General features: G+C 43.6%; 12 protein-coding genes. 8 read left to right on the top strand and 4 right to left on the bottom strand.

Annotation, left to right across the window (positions count from 1 at the left end; all coding sequences use genetic code 11):
* Positions 1 to 166: 166 nt before the first annotated feature.
* Positions 167 to 883, top strand: coding sequence for an RluA family pseudouridine synthase (locus EKG38_RS11410; RefSeq protein WP_126520378.1), 717 nt, complete (start codon positions 167 to 169; stop codon positions 881 to 883).
* A gap of 465 nt (positions 884 to 1,348) precedes the next feature.
* On the opposite strand, the gene EKG38_RS11405 is transcribed toward EKG38_RS11410, so the two are convergent.
* Positions 1,349 to 1,993: a TetR/AcrR family transcriptional regulator gene (locus EKG38_RS11405; protein WP_126520377.1), complete on the bottom strand. Its 645-nt coding sequence runs from the start codon at positions 1,991 to 1,993 to the stop codon at positions 1,349 to 1,351.
* 249 nt (positions 1,994 to 2,242) lie between these two features.
* Here EKG38_RS11405 and EKG38_RS11400 point away from each other — a divergent pair, with 249 nt between their 5' ends.
* The 4 genes from EKG38_RS11400 to EKG38_RS11385 all read left to right on the top strand — a co-directional run bounded on the left by EKG38_RS11400 (position 2,243) and on the right by EKG38_RS11385 (position 8,891).
* Positions 2,243 to 4,576 (top strand): TonB-dependent receptor, encoded by a 2,334-nt coding sequence (locus EKG38_RS11400; RefSeq protein WP_126520376.1) that lies wholly within the window; start codon positions 2,243 to 2,245, stop codon positions 4,574 to 4,576.
* 71 nt (positions 4,577 to 4,647) lie between these two features.
* A complete protein-coding gene (locus EKG38_RS11395) occupies positions 4,648 to 5,880 on the top strand; it encodes a class-III pyridoxal-phosphate-dependent aminotransferase (RefSeq protein ID WP_126520375.1) in 1,233 nt (410 codons plus the stop codon).
* Between the two features lie 34 nt (positions 5,881 to 5,914).
* On the top strand, positions 5,915 to 6,961 hold the full coding sequence (locus tag EKG38_RS11390; RefSeq protein WP_126520374.1) for a phosphotransferase enzyme family protein: 1,047 nt from the start codon (positions 5,915 to 5,917) through the stop codon (positions 6,959 to 6,961).
* 145 nt (positions 6,962 to 7,106) lie between these two features.
* The gene (locus tag EKG38_RS11385; protein ID WP_126520373.1) at positions 7,107 to 8,891 is read left to right on the top strand and encodes an amidohydrolase; all 1,785 of its coding nucleotides are present in this window, start codon (positions 7,107 to 7,109) and stop codon (positions 8,889 to 8,891) included.
* A gap of 259 nt (positions 8,892 to 9,150) precedes the next feature.
* Here EKG38_RS11385 and EKG38_RS11380 read toward each other — a convergent pair whose 3' ends face one another.
* Positions 9,151 to 10,293, bottom strand: coding sequence for a tyrosine-type recombinase/integrase (locus EKG38_RS11380; RefSeq protein ID WP_246033147.1), 1,143 nt, complete (start codon positions 10,291 to 10,293; stop codon positions 9,151 to 9,153).
* An 838-nt stretch (positions 10,294 to 11,131) separates the two neighbouring features.
* Between EKG38_RS11380 and EKG38_RS11375 the strand changes: the two genes are divergently transcribed.
* The gene (locus EKG38_RS11375) at positions 11,132 to 11,656 is read left to right on the top strand and encodes a hypothetical protein (protein WP_126520372.1); all 525 of its coding nucleotides are present in this window, start codon (positions 11,132 to 11,134) and stop codon (positions 11,654 to 11,656) included.
* A 92-nt stretch (positions 11,657 to 11,748) separates the two neighbouring features.
* On the opposite strand, the gene EKG38_RS11370 is transcribed toward EKG38_RS11375, so the two are convergent.
* Together EKG38_RS11370 and EKG38_RS11365 are read right to left on the bottom strand one after the other, a co-directional pair.
* Entirely contained in the window at positions 11,749 to 12,723 is a 975-nt protein-coding gene (locus tag EKG38_RS11370; RefSeq protein ID WP_126520371.1) for an ABC transporter substrate-binding protein, read from the bottom strand.
* A 521-nt stretch (positions 12,724 to 13,244) separates the two neighbouring features.
* Positions 13,245 to 14,294 (bottom strand): oxidoreductase family protein, encoded by a 1,050-nt coding sequence (locus EKG38_RS11365; RefSeq protein ID WP_126520370.1) that lies wholly within the window; start codon positions 14,292 to 14,294, stop codon positions 13,245 to 13,247.
* A 722-nt stretch (positions 14,295 to 15,016) separates the two neighbouring features.
* Between EKG38_RS11365 and EKG38_RS11360 the strand changes: the two genes are divergently transcribed.
* Together EKG38_RS11360 and EKG38_RS11355 are read left to right on the top strand one after the other, a co-directional pair.
* Entirely contained in the window at positions 15,017 to 15,364 is a 348-nt protein-coding gene (locus EKG38_RS11360; protein WP_126520562.1) for a hypothetical protein, read from the top strand.
* 48 nt (positions 15,365 to 15,412) lie between these two features.
* The gene (locus tag EKG38_RS11355; RefSeq protein WP_126520369.1) at positions 15,413 to 16,108 is read left to right on the top strand and encodes an SDR family oxidoreductase; all 696 of its coding nucleotides are present in this window, start codon (positions 15,413 to 15,415) and stop codon (positions 16,106 to 16,108) included.
* Positions 16,109 to 16,137: the final 29 nt, after the last annotated feature.

Genomic DNA, 16,137 nt, shown 5'->3' with positions numbered 1-16,137 from the left:
GCAAAATGCTCATGGCGTTAGGATGCTTTTGGCATAAAGGTTATATACCCAAGCCACTTGGAAATGCAGGATTCAGTGGCGTTTGGGTATAGATCAAAATACTCTGCTTCAGACGGCCATTGTTTTTCTGTATTATCTGCCTCCTGAATTTATTTTAAGGTGAGCTATGCAGCCCCAAGCCGACCCATTTATTGTTCCTGTTTGTCATGATGAGATTGAGATCTTGTATCAGGATGAGGCATTGATTTTAATCAATAAACCCAGCGGCTTATTAAGTTTATCGGGTAAGCATCCGGATAATAAGGATTCGGTTCACTTTCGTTTAGTTCAGGACTTTCCGACCTGTACCATGATCCATCGATTGGACTTTGGCACGTCCGGCATCATGTTAGTCGCGATGAATAAGCAGGTAAACGCCCAACTCTGCAAGCAATTTAGTGAAAGAACCGTATCAAAGCGCTATACGGCACTGTTACATGGACATCTGAAGACGGGTGAGGGAGTGATTGATTTTGCTATCGCGAAAGATAAAGAGAACTTTCCTCTGATGAAAGTCTGTCAGCAGACAGGCAAGCCGGCGGTCTCAAAGTTTAAGGTACTCGAACGTTTCGTTCAGACTCATGAACACGCTTTTTTCCAAGAGCATGAAAAGGCTGGAGATAGGGCGGTTACCCGGGTCGAATTTGAGCCGGTCAGTGGTCGGACTCATCAGTTAAGGCTTCATAGTCAACAGATCCAACACCCCATTTTAGGTTGTGATCTCTATGCCACCGATGAGGCGTTCTTTGCCTCTTCCAGGTTAATGTTACATGCAACCGAACTCGCGTTTGATCATCCAATAACGGGTGAGCGGATGAATATTATCTCTCCGAGTCCGTTTTAGGATTTTTAATCTCACCTTCGCGGCTAGAGCGCGCTAAATGTAGGACCGGCTTTAGCCGGGAATGGTCCATAATTTACAAAAATCTTCGCGGCTAAAGCACGCTCCTACAGAGAGCCTCATCTTCGTAGGTGAGGCACGCATGTACATCTTCGAAGATAAAGCTGACGTTTGCAGAGATGGGGACGAAAATCCATATCTAAATGTAGGACCGGCTTTAGCCGGGAATGGCTCTGCTTTACAAAAAGCTTCGCGGCTGAAGCGCGCTCCTACAGAGAGCCACATCTTTGTAGGTGAGACACGCATGTACATCTTCGAAGATGATGCTGACGTTTGCAGAGGTGGGGACGAAAATCCATATCTAAATGTAGGACCGGCTTTAGCCGGGAATGGCTCTGCTTTACAAAAAGCTTCGCGGCTGAAGCGCGCTCCTACAGAGAGCCACATCTTTGTAGGTGAAGCACGCTGCTACTGATGTAAAAACTCTCCCAGATAACATTTGAGGTAGGCGATACTGGCTCTTTTCGCTTCCTCTTCCATCTTATCGGTTATCTCATCGTGTTTATTAACCGACAACATAAACATCAGATCGGCAATTTCCACGGCGTGGAAAAAAACCTGTGCCTGATCCGGAAAGTCGGGGATAACAAAGTGATCTTCTATGGCGTCGATCAATAGCCTTCCAATGACTTCATCATTTCGTCTATCGGCTAATTTGATATAAGCGGGAGTTTTGCCGCCGATGATCAATTGTTGATACGACCTGTTATTACGGTAGAGCTCGGCCGCACGTCGAATACAGATCCGAATAATGGCTTGCCAATTATCATCTTCATCCAATGTGAACGACTTGAATATGACTTGGCTGATCTCTGTACCAAATACAGACGCAATCTCCACCCACAGGCTATTGATATTGGGAAAGAAGTGATAGCTGGATGCCAGCGGGATCTCGGCAAGTTTAGCAACATTGGCCAGCGAAATATCTTCGATACAGCGCTCTTCGAGCAAGCTTTTTCCGGCAAGGATCAGCTTTTCTCTTCTTAAATTCCCTCGATTCTGAGGAAGGCTCTTACGCTTTTTTCGCGTATTTATTTCTGATGATTTTGTCATGTTTTTATTCTATGTGTTTCAACCATATTTTGTCGATACAAATTATTTAAACACGAATTAATTCGAGTTTTATGTTGACCGATGTCACAAAACTGCTAGTTTAGTGACAACTAAAGGTTAAAAGTCGAAGGTTTTTTAATCTGTAGGTTGTACAAAAAACAAGACGAAACGTGCTAAATACTCACGCCCGCAGTACTGGCTAAGTTGTATAAGCAGCACACACAAATAACAAAAATAGGTAATGCTGATATGTTAATGAAACCAAGTTCTGTAGCCATCGCCATCACGATGGCAATCGCGTCAAGTCAGGTACACGCGAATGAAGATGAGTCGGGCACGACCGAACAGCCTGAGATTAAAAAATCCAAGAGTTCGCTTATAGAAAGAATTGAGGTAACGGCGCAGAAGCGTATCCAATCTGCCGATGACATCGGTATGCCTATCGCGGCATTTAGCTCGCAGCAGATGAAAGATCTGGGCATCAACAACGCCATCGATATCACCAAGTTTACTCCCGGGGTGGTTTATTCTGAAACCTCTGCGGTTGGCGTCCCAATCTACACTATTCGCGGCGTGGGCTTTGATGACTACAGTACCGCAGCAAACTCGACGGTCGGTATTTATGTGGATGAAGTGAGTCTGCCTTACCCCATTATGACCCGGGGACTGCAATTTGATGTGCAACGTGTGGAGATCCTAAAAGGGCCGCAAGGAGATCTGTACGGCAGAAACAGCACGGGGGGCGCGTTTAACTTTATCAGCAACAAACCGACTCAGGATTTTGAACTGGGCGTCAACCTGGAGTACGGCAGTTACCAGAGAGTGAAGACCGACGGTTTTATCAATGGCGGTTTAACCAATAACCTGAGTGCTCGCTTCTCCTTTGCTACCCTCAATGAGGGGGAGGGTTGGCAAACCCATGCAGTAACAGGTGAAGATAATGGCGCGCAGGATCAGCTGGGATACCGATTATTAGTTAACTGGGACATCTCTTCCGATGCCAGTTTACTCTTTAATGTTCACGGCGGCAGAGACAAATCGGAGAATTCCGTTCCTCAGGCATTTGCTTATCGTCCTCTGGTTCCTGGCTTCGGTACCGTCCCCACAGATATCGACAAAATAGATCTCAATGATTCAAGTAGTGCCTCATGGGGAGTATCGGATTTTGAAGGGACGTCACCGATAGAAACCAAGCGTGACAGCAATAGTTTTGGTGCATCGGTCACGCTCGATTGGGCATTGAATGATAATTTGTCACTCACCTCAATCACGGCTTATGAAGAGTTTGATCGAAAAGACGGCAACGATTGGGATGGCAGCGATCTGCGCAGCACAGATGTGTATAACGACAGCGATATTCAGGCCATTAGCCAGGAGTTACGCTTATCATCGGATAATGGTGAAGACTTTTCTTGGATTGTCGGCGCCTATGCCTCCTCAGACTCAGTCAAAGAGAGCTTTTTCTCCGATGTTGTTCAGGCGAGTAACTCTGATTTCACATGGATAGCACCCGACATGTACCTTCAGTATGTCGATACAAGATATGAGATCAATACCAAAACAGCGGCACTATATGGCCATACCGAATGGGATTTTGCAGAGGATTGGACGCTAATTCTCGGTGCACGTTACACGGCTGAGGAGCGTGAGTTACTCGATGCGTGTACCTATGATGTGGAAGGCGCGTTAACGCCAATTTTGGGCACGGGTCCTGGCGATTGCGGTACGGTAAACCCGGAGACCGGAATGACAGAAACATTCAGCGATGAGCTATCTGTAAGTAACCTGTCAGGAAAAGTCGGTATCAATTACAAGCTTAACCAGGATGTATTACTCTATGGCTTAGTCAGTAATGGATTTAAATCAGGTGGTTACCAGGGAGCCCACGCATCATCGACCTCACAATGGGGGCCGTATGATGAGGAGATCCTTAATGCTGCCGAGCTAGGCTTCAAATCGGTCCTGCTCAATAACACCATGAAGGTGAACGCCTCGGTATTTAATTACTGGTATAAGGATAAGCAGGTACAAGATACCCTGGTCGATCCCCTTTTTGGTCCCTTGAGTGTCATCATAAACCTGGAAGAGAGTGAGATCCGCGGCGCCGAAATCGAATGGGTATTGAATCCACTCGATGGGCTGGATCTGCGAGTCTCAGGCACCTGGCTTGATACTGAGGTCATAGAGGGAACCGGTATCAACTTGGAAACCTTAGAACCTATGGATCTTGCAGGACAGAAACTGACCAATTCGCCAGAGCTTCAATGGTCAGCACTTATTTCATATGAAGCTGAAATTGGTGACGATTGGCTACTTAGAAGCCAACTAGATGGGTTTTATAGCGACTCATCCTTCTCTTACCTGACTAACGATCCTGAGCTGAACACCCTTGAGAGTTATACCGTGGCAAATCTACGTTTTGCATTACTTCAATCTGACGGGGCATGGGAAGTATCCGCCTTCGTTCGCAACTTAACCGACGAGTCCTATTACACCTCTTCCTCCTATGCTAACGACATCTATTCTCGTTCGATGGCGCGTCCGCGTACTTTTGGGGTTGGTTTTAGCTACAGCTTTTATTAACCAGCGATCACATCTTTATACCGATTGGTATTAAGGGAGGGCAACCTCCCTCATTTCAAGTGAGAACTCTTATGCTCAGTCATTTAACAAAAAAAAATACGCTGGAAATAGCGCATAAACATCTTATTCCGGCGAGGCTCGATGCTTTTAGCAGTTTTGGGGTAGATCTGGTCATCGGTCGGCGTGAAGGTTATCGGATCTGGGATCTCGATGGCCATGAATTGCTGGACCTGCATCTTAATGGTGGCACATATAATTTAGGGCATAGAAACAAAGAGTTGTGTGAGTTGCTCAAAGAAGGTCTGGATTATCTGGATATTGGTAATCACCATTTCGCCAGCCCGGAGCGGGCAAAATTGGCTAAACGCCTGTCGGAACTGAGTCCGGGTGAGCTTCAATATACCGTGTTTGCCAGCAGTGGTTCCGAGGCCGTCGATATTGCGATTAAATCGGCAAGACAGGCGACCGGGAAACGAAAAATCATCTCACTTTCATCTGGATATCATGGCCGTACTGGCTTATCAGGCGCTGCGGGTAACGATGAGGCGGCTCAGTTTTTTAACAGTGCTTATCCGGATGAATTTATCACAGTACCTTTTAACGACTTAGATGCGATGGCAACGGCTTTGGCATCGAATGATATCGCAGCAGTATTAATTGAAACCATTCCTGCAACGCAAGGATTTTTAAGCCCGATAGACAACTACCATCTTAAGGTTAAACAACTATGCGAGCGTCACGGTGCCTTGTATGTTGCCGATGAGGTACAAACTGGCCTCGGTCGCAGTGGTTGTTTATGGGCCATCGAGAAATATAATGTTGAGCCGGACATCATGGTGATTGGAAAGGGGTTATCGGGGGGGATCTACCCGATTGCCGCCGCCATGTTGAGCGCAAAAGTCGGCCAATGGTTAACCGAAAGTGGTTGGGGACACGTGTCAACGTTTGGCGGCGCCGAACTTGGTTGTCTCGTTGCAAACCGGGTGCTGGAGATCTGTAGTGACAGTTCTGTTATGGCCGTAGTCGATGCCAATCAATCATACCTGCGTGAAAAATTGGAATTACTGAAAGCGCAATACCCCTTGTTAAGTGAAATACACCAATGCGGATTAGTGTTCGGTCTTAAATTTGATCAGGACGATGGTGGGATCGAGATGATGCGTGCCCTTTATAAACACGGTGTCTGGGCCATTTTTGCAGGCTTCGACACCAGTATATTGCAGTTCAAGCCAGGACTCCTGATAGATAGAGCCTTCTGTGATGAGTTAATGACTCGATTTGAAAAAGCCCTACAAGAATTATAAGTCTGTGTGGACATAGATAAAAAGGAAAATAGCAATGACTATAACTATGACAAATCAATTCTATTCATTAGATGAACAGCAACAATGCCAATTTTTTGAAAAACTGCTTAGAGAAGCGATATGCCAATGGCCAGTAGATATCGAATCATTAGAATTAGTCAAACACAGAGAAAATGCGGTATTTAAACTCATGACAACTTCCGGGGAAAAATATGCGGTCAGAGTTCATCGGGCTAATTATCACACCAACGATGAACTGCTTTCCGAAATAAAATGGAACAAGGCACTGGCCGATAGCGGCATAGAGACATCTTCATTTTTAAAAACTAAAGACGGCAGATATTTCCATGTCGAGAAACGAGATTATGTCCCGGAGCCTCGTCAGATAGATATTGTGAAATGGGTCGATGGTGAACCTCTGGGGTCTATCGAAGCTGGCGTCGATCTCTCTATTGAATCTTTAATGGCCTCTTATACCTGTATCGGCGAGATCATGGCAAGGTGTCATAATCAGGCCAGTCAGTGGGAACTTCCAACAGATTTCACCCGTCATGCATGGGATGTCGATGGCTTGTTTGGAAAGTGTCCAACCTGGGGTAAATTCTGGGAACTTGAATGTCTTAACAACCAGGAACGTATCTTACTGAATACAGTGAAAAAAGAGCTATCTAACGAGTTCAATGAATTTGGTCAAACTCCAGATAGATATAGTCTTATCCATGCTGATATGTTGCCTGAAAATCTACTGGAATCCGGAGATAGTTATTCATTAATAGACTTTGATGATGCAGGGTTTGGCTGGCATATGTTTGATATTGCTACTTCACTATTTTTCCATCTGGGAGAGGAGCATTTCGATGATGTACTTCACGCCCTGTTAACCGGTTACCGAAGAGTACGAGATCTACCCGATGAGCATCTCGCTATGTTGCCATCATTCCTGCTAGCCAGAGGGACAACCTATTTAGGCTGGGCTCATACCCGTAAAGAAACGGATATTGCAAAGGAACTCACCCCGATTGTTAAAGCCGGGGTCATAGAGTTGGCGGAGCATTATTTATCTCAGCATAAAGCAGCTTGATTAAACATATTCAATACAAATTATTATTGTTAATAGAGTAACGGGAATTAACTATTCATAATTCCCGGCAGTCATTGTAATTTAATCGTTCGCAAGTAAATGGTTCGAAATAATAGTTCGCAAGTAAATTGGTTGGAAATACATTATGAAACGAATAGCTTCAATTTTAATTAATATCGGCGTTATTGCCTTTTTGTCAGCGTGCGCCGATAAAAACAGTGGCTCTGATGAACAGATTAATAGTCAAATAACCAAAGTTTATGTCAATGGTCGTGTATATACACAAGATAATGCAGCCCCCTGGGCCGAAGGTTTTGTGGTTATCGATGATAAATTTGTTGCCGTTGGTGACGCTGAATCACTAAAATCCTGGATGACACCAGAGTCTGAGACTATCGATCTGGCGGGACAATTTGTTATGCCCGGGTTTGTCGAAGAGCATATCCATCCGGACATGGCGACCGAGAGTTATCTTGGTATCAATATAGTGCCATCTATGGGCTGGGATAAAGTCAGCCATATTATAGAAACGTTTGGTGAACAAAAATCAGATGATAAATGGATCATAGGTGGTGCATTAAATTGGTTAGCCGATAATGGCGAGAAAATGCATCAGATTGATGCCTTATCACATTTCACTACACTCGATAAATTGATTAACGATAAACCTCTGCTCTTGTGGGACGTCGGCGGTCATGCCGTATTAATCAATTCACTGGGTTTAAAAAAGTTGGGGATTGACGAAAATTCAACTGCGCCGGAAGGCGGCATTATTGTCAAAGACAAAGACGGGCAACCTACCGGTGTACTGCGCGAAACTGCCGCAAACATGGCGTACGAAATTGCACTTAAAGATCTTCCAAAAGGCAGTGAGTTGATAAACAGTGGGATAAAACCTATCTTTTCTCAACTCAACCAGTTCGGAATTACCAGCATCACAGATGCCTGGGCACGTGCTTATATGTTAGATGCCTACAAAACATTGGCGGATAGCGGTGAACTTACGCTCAGGATTAAGGCATATATTGCAGATCCAATAGAGTGGCTGAGCCCGGAATGGAAAGAGGCCGCAAGCAATGCGATAGCAAATCACCAAGCCTATAAAGTTGACCACTGGCTGAATGCCGATGGAGTTAAGTTTGTTCTCGATGGTTCAGCCGGCGGTCAAACCATAATTATGGTTGAGCCTTATGAAGGAACCAGCGATCAGCATGGCGGCCCATGGCGAAATGATCCCGTCTACTTTGCTGAGAAATTCAGCGAATATGACAAGAAAGGGCATGTGATGAAAGTGCATGCCGTCGGTTCGCAATCTATTAGAACGGCGCTCGATGCGATTGAAAAGTCACGGGAGAATGGTTCAACACTTAGACATAATATTGCCCATACGGTATTTGTTCACCCGGATGACATTATGCGCTTTAAAGAACATAATGTCGGCGTCGAGTTTTCACCCCATTTTTGGTATCCGGTTTCTGGCTGGGACATTATTCGTGATGAGTTAGGGCAACGAAGATTGGACTGGGCATTTCCCTTTAACACACTAAAAAATGAGGGGGTGGCTATATCGGTTGGATCGGATTGGCCGGTCGCAGAATCTCCCAATCCATTCTTAGAACTTGAGACTATGGTTACCAGGCAAGCACCCGGCGGAGGCGGGGAAATTTTATCCGATCCTAAAGAACGTATATCCCTGAGCGATGCCATCGAAGTGTTTACTATCGGTGGAGCCTTCGCTCAAAACCGTGAGGACATAATTGGGACGATTGAAACCGGTAAACTTGCAGATTTTATTATCTTGAATCAGAACCTATTCGAAATTGAGATAAATCAAGTGCATAAGACTCGCGTGATACAAACCGTGGTCGGCGGAAAGACAGTTTATGAAACTAAAACTGAAACTGAAAAAGGGACCACGCATTCGTTGTGAGAGATGTTTCTACAGAGATGGGAAACATATTTGGTGTTTAAAATGTAGGACCGGCTTTAGCCGGGAATGGATCCCCATTGTAAAAAGCTTCGCGGCTAAAGCACGCTCCTACAAAGATGGGTACGAGATTGGTGTATCTAAATGTAGGACTGGCTTTAGCCGGGAATGGCTCTCCTTTGCAAAAGCTTTGCGGCTAAAGCGCGCTCCTACAGAAGGGCATATACCTTCGTGGTTGGAAACACGCTCCTACAAAATAGCATTAATCTTTAGGTTTCAGATAGTGTCTGAGCGATCTCGGATCTGTGTGCCCGGTTCTTGCCATGATATAGAGGTGATCTTTATCATTTTCATGGAGCTGGGTAACACAGCCACTGCGTAAACTATGTGCTCCATAGAACTCCGGACTTAAACCCGATCTCGCACAATACTTCTTTATCATCTGGTAAATATCATCACCGCGTAGAAAACCGCTGTTTCTATTTAGACGGGGCAATGAGTGCTCTTTGGCATCCATCGAAGTCTGGTTTATTTTTCGATTTGTTATATCACTGACACTGTAGGGTCTTATCTGACTCCCATCTCGTGAGATGGAGCGAAATAGATGCCCCTGCTTAATTTTTGAGACTTCTATCCACTCTTTAACAGCATCGAATGCGGCAAAGGGTTCAGTTTGCGGTAGATCTTTCCACTCCCTTTGTCCCTGCTGATTACTCTTGGAGTAGGGGAGGCGAACCTTGAGCTTGTTTCGCAAAAAACTGAGATGGTTAACTTGAATGTCGGCAAGCTCAGAGCGACGAAAACCTCCCTGAAAACCGAGTTGAATAATGGCCTTATCTCTCGCTCTTGTCATTGGTTGCGGCTGCTGATTGATCACATCTATGAGCATTTCAAGCTCATCATACATTATCGGTTGCTGATCGTAGTCTGCGACTTTTCGATATTTATTTCTACTCAGTCCTCGCATTACCCGGATAACAAGGGGGTGTTCAGTTGGCGAGTGAAATCCGGCTTGAATATGATGATACCGAATCGCCGCCAATCTTGATGTCAGTGTTTGCCTGGAAAGCTGGGCACCACTGCTCTGTTGAATGCTCTCTTTTTGATGACCGATAAATGAAATGACAGAACGGGGGTCGGCCGGAAGTGGACTTAATCCATGCTCCAGGCAATAACGGTTAAATATCGCATAGCTGGATGTATAGACGCGCCGGGTATTTTCTGAGATCTCATACTCGGTTTCACTGGCAGCACTCTTATAGTCATCCAAGATTGAGAGGGGAAGTTGGGTCTCTTCAAAAAACTGTTCATCAGAAGCGTTTCTATTACCATTTGTTCCGGACGGAACAATAGATGTCTGAGGTGTCAAAATCGAATTTAATGTGTGGTGCGCTGACTTTGACATATTATTTAAGACACCTATAAAGATCTAATTGCTAGAAGGTAGAGTTAATAGAAAACAGTGATCGATTTATTACTTAGCCTATGGCTGAGTCTATTTTGACTATTTAATAAACAGTTCATTAAATCTCAGAGATTGGATAAAGATTCTTTCGTCCAAATTAAGGTCTAAATTATAGAGATAAGCGACCACCTCTACCAGTGATAATCGTCATTATCACTGGTAGAGTATCTAAACGTATAAATAACGCGCAGAATGTTTGTTTATACTTCAATTTTGTGAGTGGAGAGAAAATCCTATGATGGCCTGTATAACTGAACTCACCTGGATAACATCTGGTTTATGATCTTGCTTGCCAAGATGCTGGTCGCGAGCATGGTTACTCTTGTCCTATCTCAATGCAGAACAGTGAACTCTCCGTGGCACCGAGACCTAATATCTGTTTAAAAATAGTACGTTGAGAGTAATTCCTAAGCGGTCACAGTTGAAATAAACAGGGGCATTACAGGGTAGAATTCAAAAACGCAAAGAATGGTTGCACCATTTTATTGGGTGTTTTTCCGAATATCCGCATAAGTATTGAAAGGGCTCTTTTATGTGACTTTGTAATATAAAGCTAATAGCGATAGAGGCTCGCCATGTTTAATGTTTGCTTGTTGAAATTCGATCTGAATGATATGAACCAGGACCTGAATTAGACCGCGTAAAATGGTGCAACCATACTATTAAATTGTGATCCTTTAGTGATACTATATCGACATTAAGAATTTAAATTCATACTTAAAACACAGATATGAATAGTTAGCTGAATAATTATTTGGATAACATCCAGGGAACGATCATGAATAATCAACAAGCATGGGTTTATCACGGCGACAAACCTAAGGCGGGTAGAAAACTTCTTTTATTGGAAACTGATGAACTGATGCTGGCCATTCCATTAATATATCGTCTCATTCATCCGGATGAGATCATATTAAGAAAAGATTGGTTCCTGCCTGAGTCGGTCGAAGCCAGTTCTCAAAAAAGCTCTCAAAATAGTTCTCAAAAAAGTGAAAAATATATTTTGCTGGTTCCTCAACTTCAACGCGTCACCCAATTGCGAAAAGATATTGAGCAATTGGTCGAGCCCTTGCAACATCTGAACCTGAGTTTGAATGCTTACTTCAGTGATTTTGGATGGCGCATGGTTCGAAAGGAACTATCGCAGTTAAAGAAAAGACAAAAGAAAGCGCATGTAGAGCTGAGCAAAGATATCATCACAAAATTGAAGCATTACATGGAACGTGGCCAATTTGAGAGCTTCGATCAGGCCATTGATAATTTATTAACGGAAGTAAACTCTAGTCATGAGGTTGAACAGTAATTTTGAAGTTCACTCGGTCATGCTGTTCTTGATTAGGAGATATCAAGTTAGGCGGTGAGTATCCGATGGGAATAAAAACATTTGCGCTAAGGTCAATCCACAATAGTGCTTTTTTTTAGTAATGTAGGTGGAAGCTGGATATTCCAACGCTCTAATTCATGTTGACTGAACATGAACGTGCCGCGTTTTGGTGTTGATATCGCGGGTAGGGCTCCTTTAACAAAAAAGTGATTCACTTTATCTGCAGCTGCAAGACCTTGCTCTGTACCGTTGATAATTAAGCCGCCAATCGCTTTTCCTTCCCCAATGGAATATGACCAAAATGCAAATACGGGGAGCGGGCTTTTTCTACTCGTCCAGTGACTGACTTTGTCCAGACTGACATTTTCGCAGAACCTATTTGTTAAGGCTGCATAGTTAGCGATGATTATTGCATCATAACCATTCTCTTTTGTTTTCGCGACCGTAGCTTTCCAGTCATGAAAGCTTTCTTCGAGAGTAATGTCGACCCCGATATTAGCGATAGTTTGTTTGAATTTGTCATCGAAGGAGGTTTCCAATATTGCATAGGAGGTTGGATTCCTATCCATCAATACTTTGACCTTTTTTATATTGGGCATTAGTTGGCGTAACATAAAAACCGAACGTTTGAGTAATGGCCGCTCTAGTGAACCCGAAACATTCTTATCGAGTGTAATGTAATGACGAGGGTTAGCGTTGATGCCGAGAAATACGAGAGGAATCTGAGCCTCAACGACTCTGGGGCCCAACAGTTTTAATGCGTTATCGTCTGCAAGTACGACTATTTGGGGTTTTTGCTCTTGAATAAATTGCCAAGTTTGATCCGCGATTGCTTCATATTCGGTAGCCGGTTTACGTTTCGTGTCCATCTCGTATTCGGTAATGCTATGCTCTTGGATACCGGAAAGAAAGCCATCTCGATACTCTTGAACCCAAGGGTATCCTTGATGATAACTATGAATGAAGGCGATATCGGCCGAGATTGCATCTTCTGCAAGAACGCAAAACAATAGGCCAAGTAGTGATGGTTTAAATGCTAATTTCATATGTTAACAATTTGTTTTCAGGTCACCTACATGTATATCATTTCTTTTAATCTTGTGCTGATTTTATTTCTATAAATGCGCTTTATGTCAGCCAAATTTCGGTAACCATAGCTTACGCTATGAGCGTTTATATTTTTACGATTGAGTATTTAATAAGAAGATCGGATAGAGGGGGGAGGCAAGCATAAACTTTTTGACCAAATGTGATTTCGGTTGGTCTGCGTGTGAATGAATAATTATAGAATTATTAAATAGCAGGCATACAAAAGAGAGTCCTGATTTCGTAATATCGCGTCACCTGACGCTTTTGGTCACTGACCATTTTACGTTTATCCGTTAACTCTCTTCTATTATTAGTTTAGTCCAGATTAGATTAAATGGGTAACAAATGATGCTAATATTTAAACCTACCTTATCCCCTCAACGCCTTTAACCATCGGCTTTTGCTTCAAACATAGGCGTTAAAACCAGAAGCCAAAAACAGGCGTGAAAGAATAGATGTCAACCTTGCTATTTGCAATCTACTTTTTGACCGCAGAGGACACAAGACTCTCAAGGGCTATTTTAGTCATTTCCTGACTGAAACTATTGTTTTTAGCGTGACCTGGCGACCAACCTAGTATAAAGCGTTGAAAATCAGCCCAAGCAACAAAAAATAGAGGGCGCCATTCTCGCTCGACCATATCGTAATCGATACTGGAATGGTTCAACTTCAATGCAACACTCAATTCTGAAAAATAATGTTCAATGAGTTCTTCAAATTCCTGATGGCATTGCTCTTGTGTTAAACAGCTTCCAATAAAGTAGATGAGATCTTTCATTCCACATCCAGCCCCAACATATTGAAAGTCTACGGCTGCAACCCGGTCTCCGTTTTGACTAAAACAGAAGTTGGCGACTTTTGCATCCCCATGAACCAGTGTCTTAAATCGACAACTATTTAATTTCTGGTCAATCTCTATTGCGGCTCTCTTCAGTGGTGAGTCTGGCATCACTTCATATTCGTCAGCGCGGGTGCCCAGATGCCAATAGCTCCCTATCGGCCATAGACCTGAGGGCCAACTTTTATCAGGTGAATCTTGCAAGAATTGGGCATGAAAATAGGCTAACCATGTGATGCACACTTTGCTCTGCTCAGTGGTTAAAGACTGCTTTCTCACCATAAATCCCGACTCATCGAGATCGCTGAGTAAAATTAAGCACTGCTCAGACAACTGCTCAGTTTTTGTGTCTGCTTTGCTGGTGTGATGGCAATTTTCATCTAAGATACCAAAACACTCGGGTACGAAAGCGGGAGCGTTACACTGGAAAGCCCAGTCGCGATACCAATTTGCTTCGACTCGATAGGAGAGCAATTTTCTGTTGTGCGAATGCTGCGTATCCCACCCTTTGGGGTGGGAAGACTCTGTTGGAGGGGAGACTGATTTTACTATGATAGTCGATGGGCATTTTTCGCCATCAAGCTTATAGCGTACAATCTCGCCATAGCCACTCCAGAGTGACTGCACCAATTCAACTCTCTGCACCGCATTACAATCTATTCGCTCGCCAATATATTCTTCTGTATTCAATGCTATTTTTTCAAAGCTCTACATTCGATAATGATATACCAGTTTCATTAAATATATTATCAATTCAGAGCCACTCAGACTTTTTAATGCAAGGCGCATTGATGAAAGAATGGTTACTCCCTTGTAAGTCAATGCAACGCAGAAGTTGGAAGTCTGAGAGTCTCCCAACGGGCGGCTGATGTTTGAAGCAAAGGCAAAGCCCTGCATGCTACGTTCGATGCTTTTGATATACGACTGCATGGTCTTTTTTGTTCCATACAAAAGAAGACATTTCCTCCCTCCGTGGAGGTCTGATGCAGGAGGTACGAGTCCATGGATGGGCGATGGTAGAATAATGCAGGAGCAATTATCGAGAGAACGCAGGAGCCTGTTGCCGAGAATAACTATTAGCTTCAATCATCCGCTAGCCACATGGATGTGGCGTATGTCTATTTTGCAGGAGCAAATATATACCTTGCCTTCAGCACTTTGAATTCCCGCTGAATGAACAGATATTTATTGAAATTGGTATTCTATCAATTGAAGGTGTTATGGATAGACTATGGTAATATGAATTCTCGTTGACTCATGGAGCAAGCTTATTCGTTTGCAGTGTCAAAGGCTTCTAACTGATTGAGCGTTCAACGATAAAACAGAAAATATAGTATCTTACGAACACTTTTAGAATGGATTTTTACAAAAGGAGTTATAATTATCTATACCTCTATTTCGATACTCACTTTATGACGACATCACGCGCGTTACCTCAAGAGAAGAAACTGACGGTCTTAAGCAGGATCGAACCTGGCTGTCTCGGGCCGGATGGTGTCGATCACATTGAATCTTTTTGCCGGTTTGCTAATCAGGAATTAAAAAAGGTAGATTCAAATTTCGTAAAATGGTTACCTTTACCCCGTTACGATAAGTCACTTCCTGAGATGCAATATTCCGTCAACAGTAAACAGTTGAGCCGTGATAAAGCCGCAAAATATCTCTCTCACTTTAATAGTGAACTCGATGATTTTGAAGAGCATTTTCATGACAAAGTATCATTATTGATCAATGAATTTCTCTCTGAACATAAAACATAGTCTTACTACCAAGGCACGTAGGAACTCCCCCTCATAAGGACTCTAAGAATGGCAAAACATCTTTTAATCACAGGTGCTAATCGTGGCATTGGTTTAACTATGGTTCAACATTATCTTGCCGATGGCTGGCTTGTGACAGCCTGTTGCAGAGAGCCTGAACAAGCGAAAGAGCTACAGTCGCTATTGGAAGCAAATGAAGGCCTCTCAATTTTCCAACTCGATGTCACCGATTATGAAGGGGTAGATGAACTAGCCGAAAACCTCGACGGAGAACCCATCGATCTGCTTATTAACAATGCCGGCTATTATGGTCCTAAGGGCAGCGGTTTTGGCGGTACAGACGTTGAAGAGTGGCGACAGGTCATGGAGATTAATACCATTGCACCGTTAAAAATTGCCGAAGCTTTTTGTGCAAATTTAGCACTTGCCGAACACGGGATCTATGCAGCCATTTCATCGAAGATGGGCAGTATGGGTGATAACTCGAGTGGCGGTTCATACATTTATCGGTCATCCAAGGCTGCACTAAATTCGGTAGTAAAAAGTTTGTCTATCGATCTGCAACCCGATGAGACTCGCGTGGTTGCGATACACCCGGGCTGGGTTCAAACCGATATGGGAGGACCCAACGCATTAATCACGACAGATGTATCTGTTACAGGTATTAAGCACCTCCTGGATAACCTGTCGACAGAACAGAGCGGTGGTTTCTATGACTTTAATGGTAAGGAAATAGCCTGGTAATAAGGCACGAATACCAAACGGTATAACAT

Origin of the sequence: Shewanella canadensis (genome assembly GCF_003966225.1) — a bacterium.
Lineage (GTDB): Bacteria > Pseudomonadota > Gammaproteobacteria > Enterobacterales > Shewanellaceae > Shewanella > Shewanella canadensis.
The sequence above is the reverse complement of the archived record's forward strand: the minus strand, read 5'-3'. Positions and strand labels throughout refer to the sequence as shown.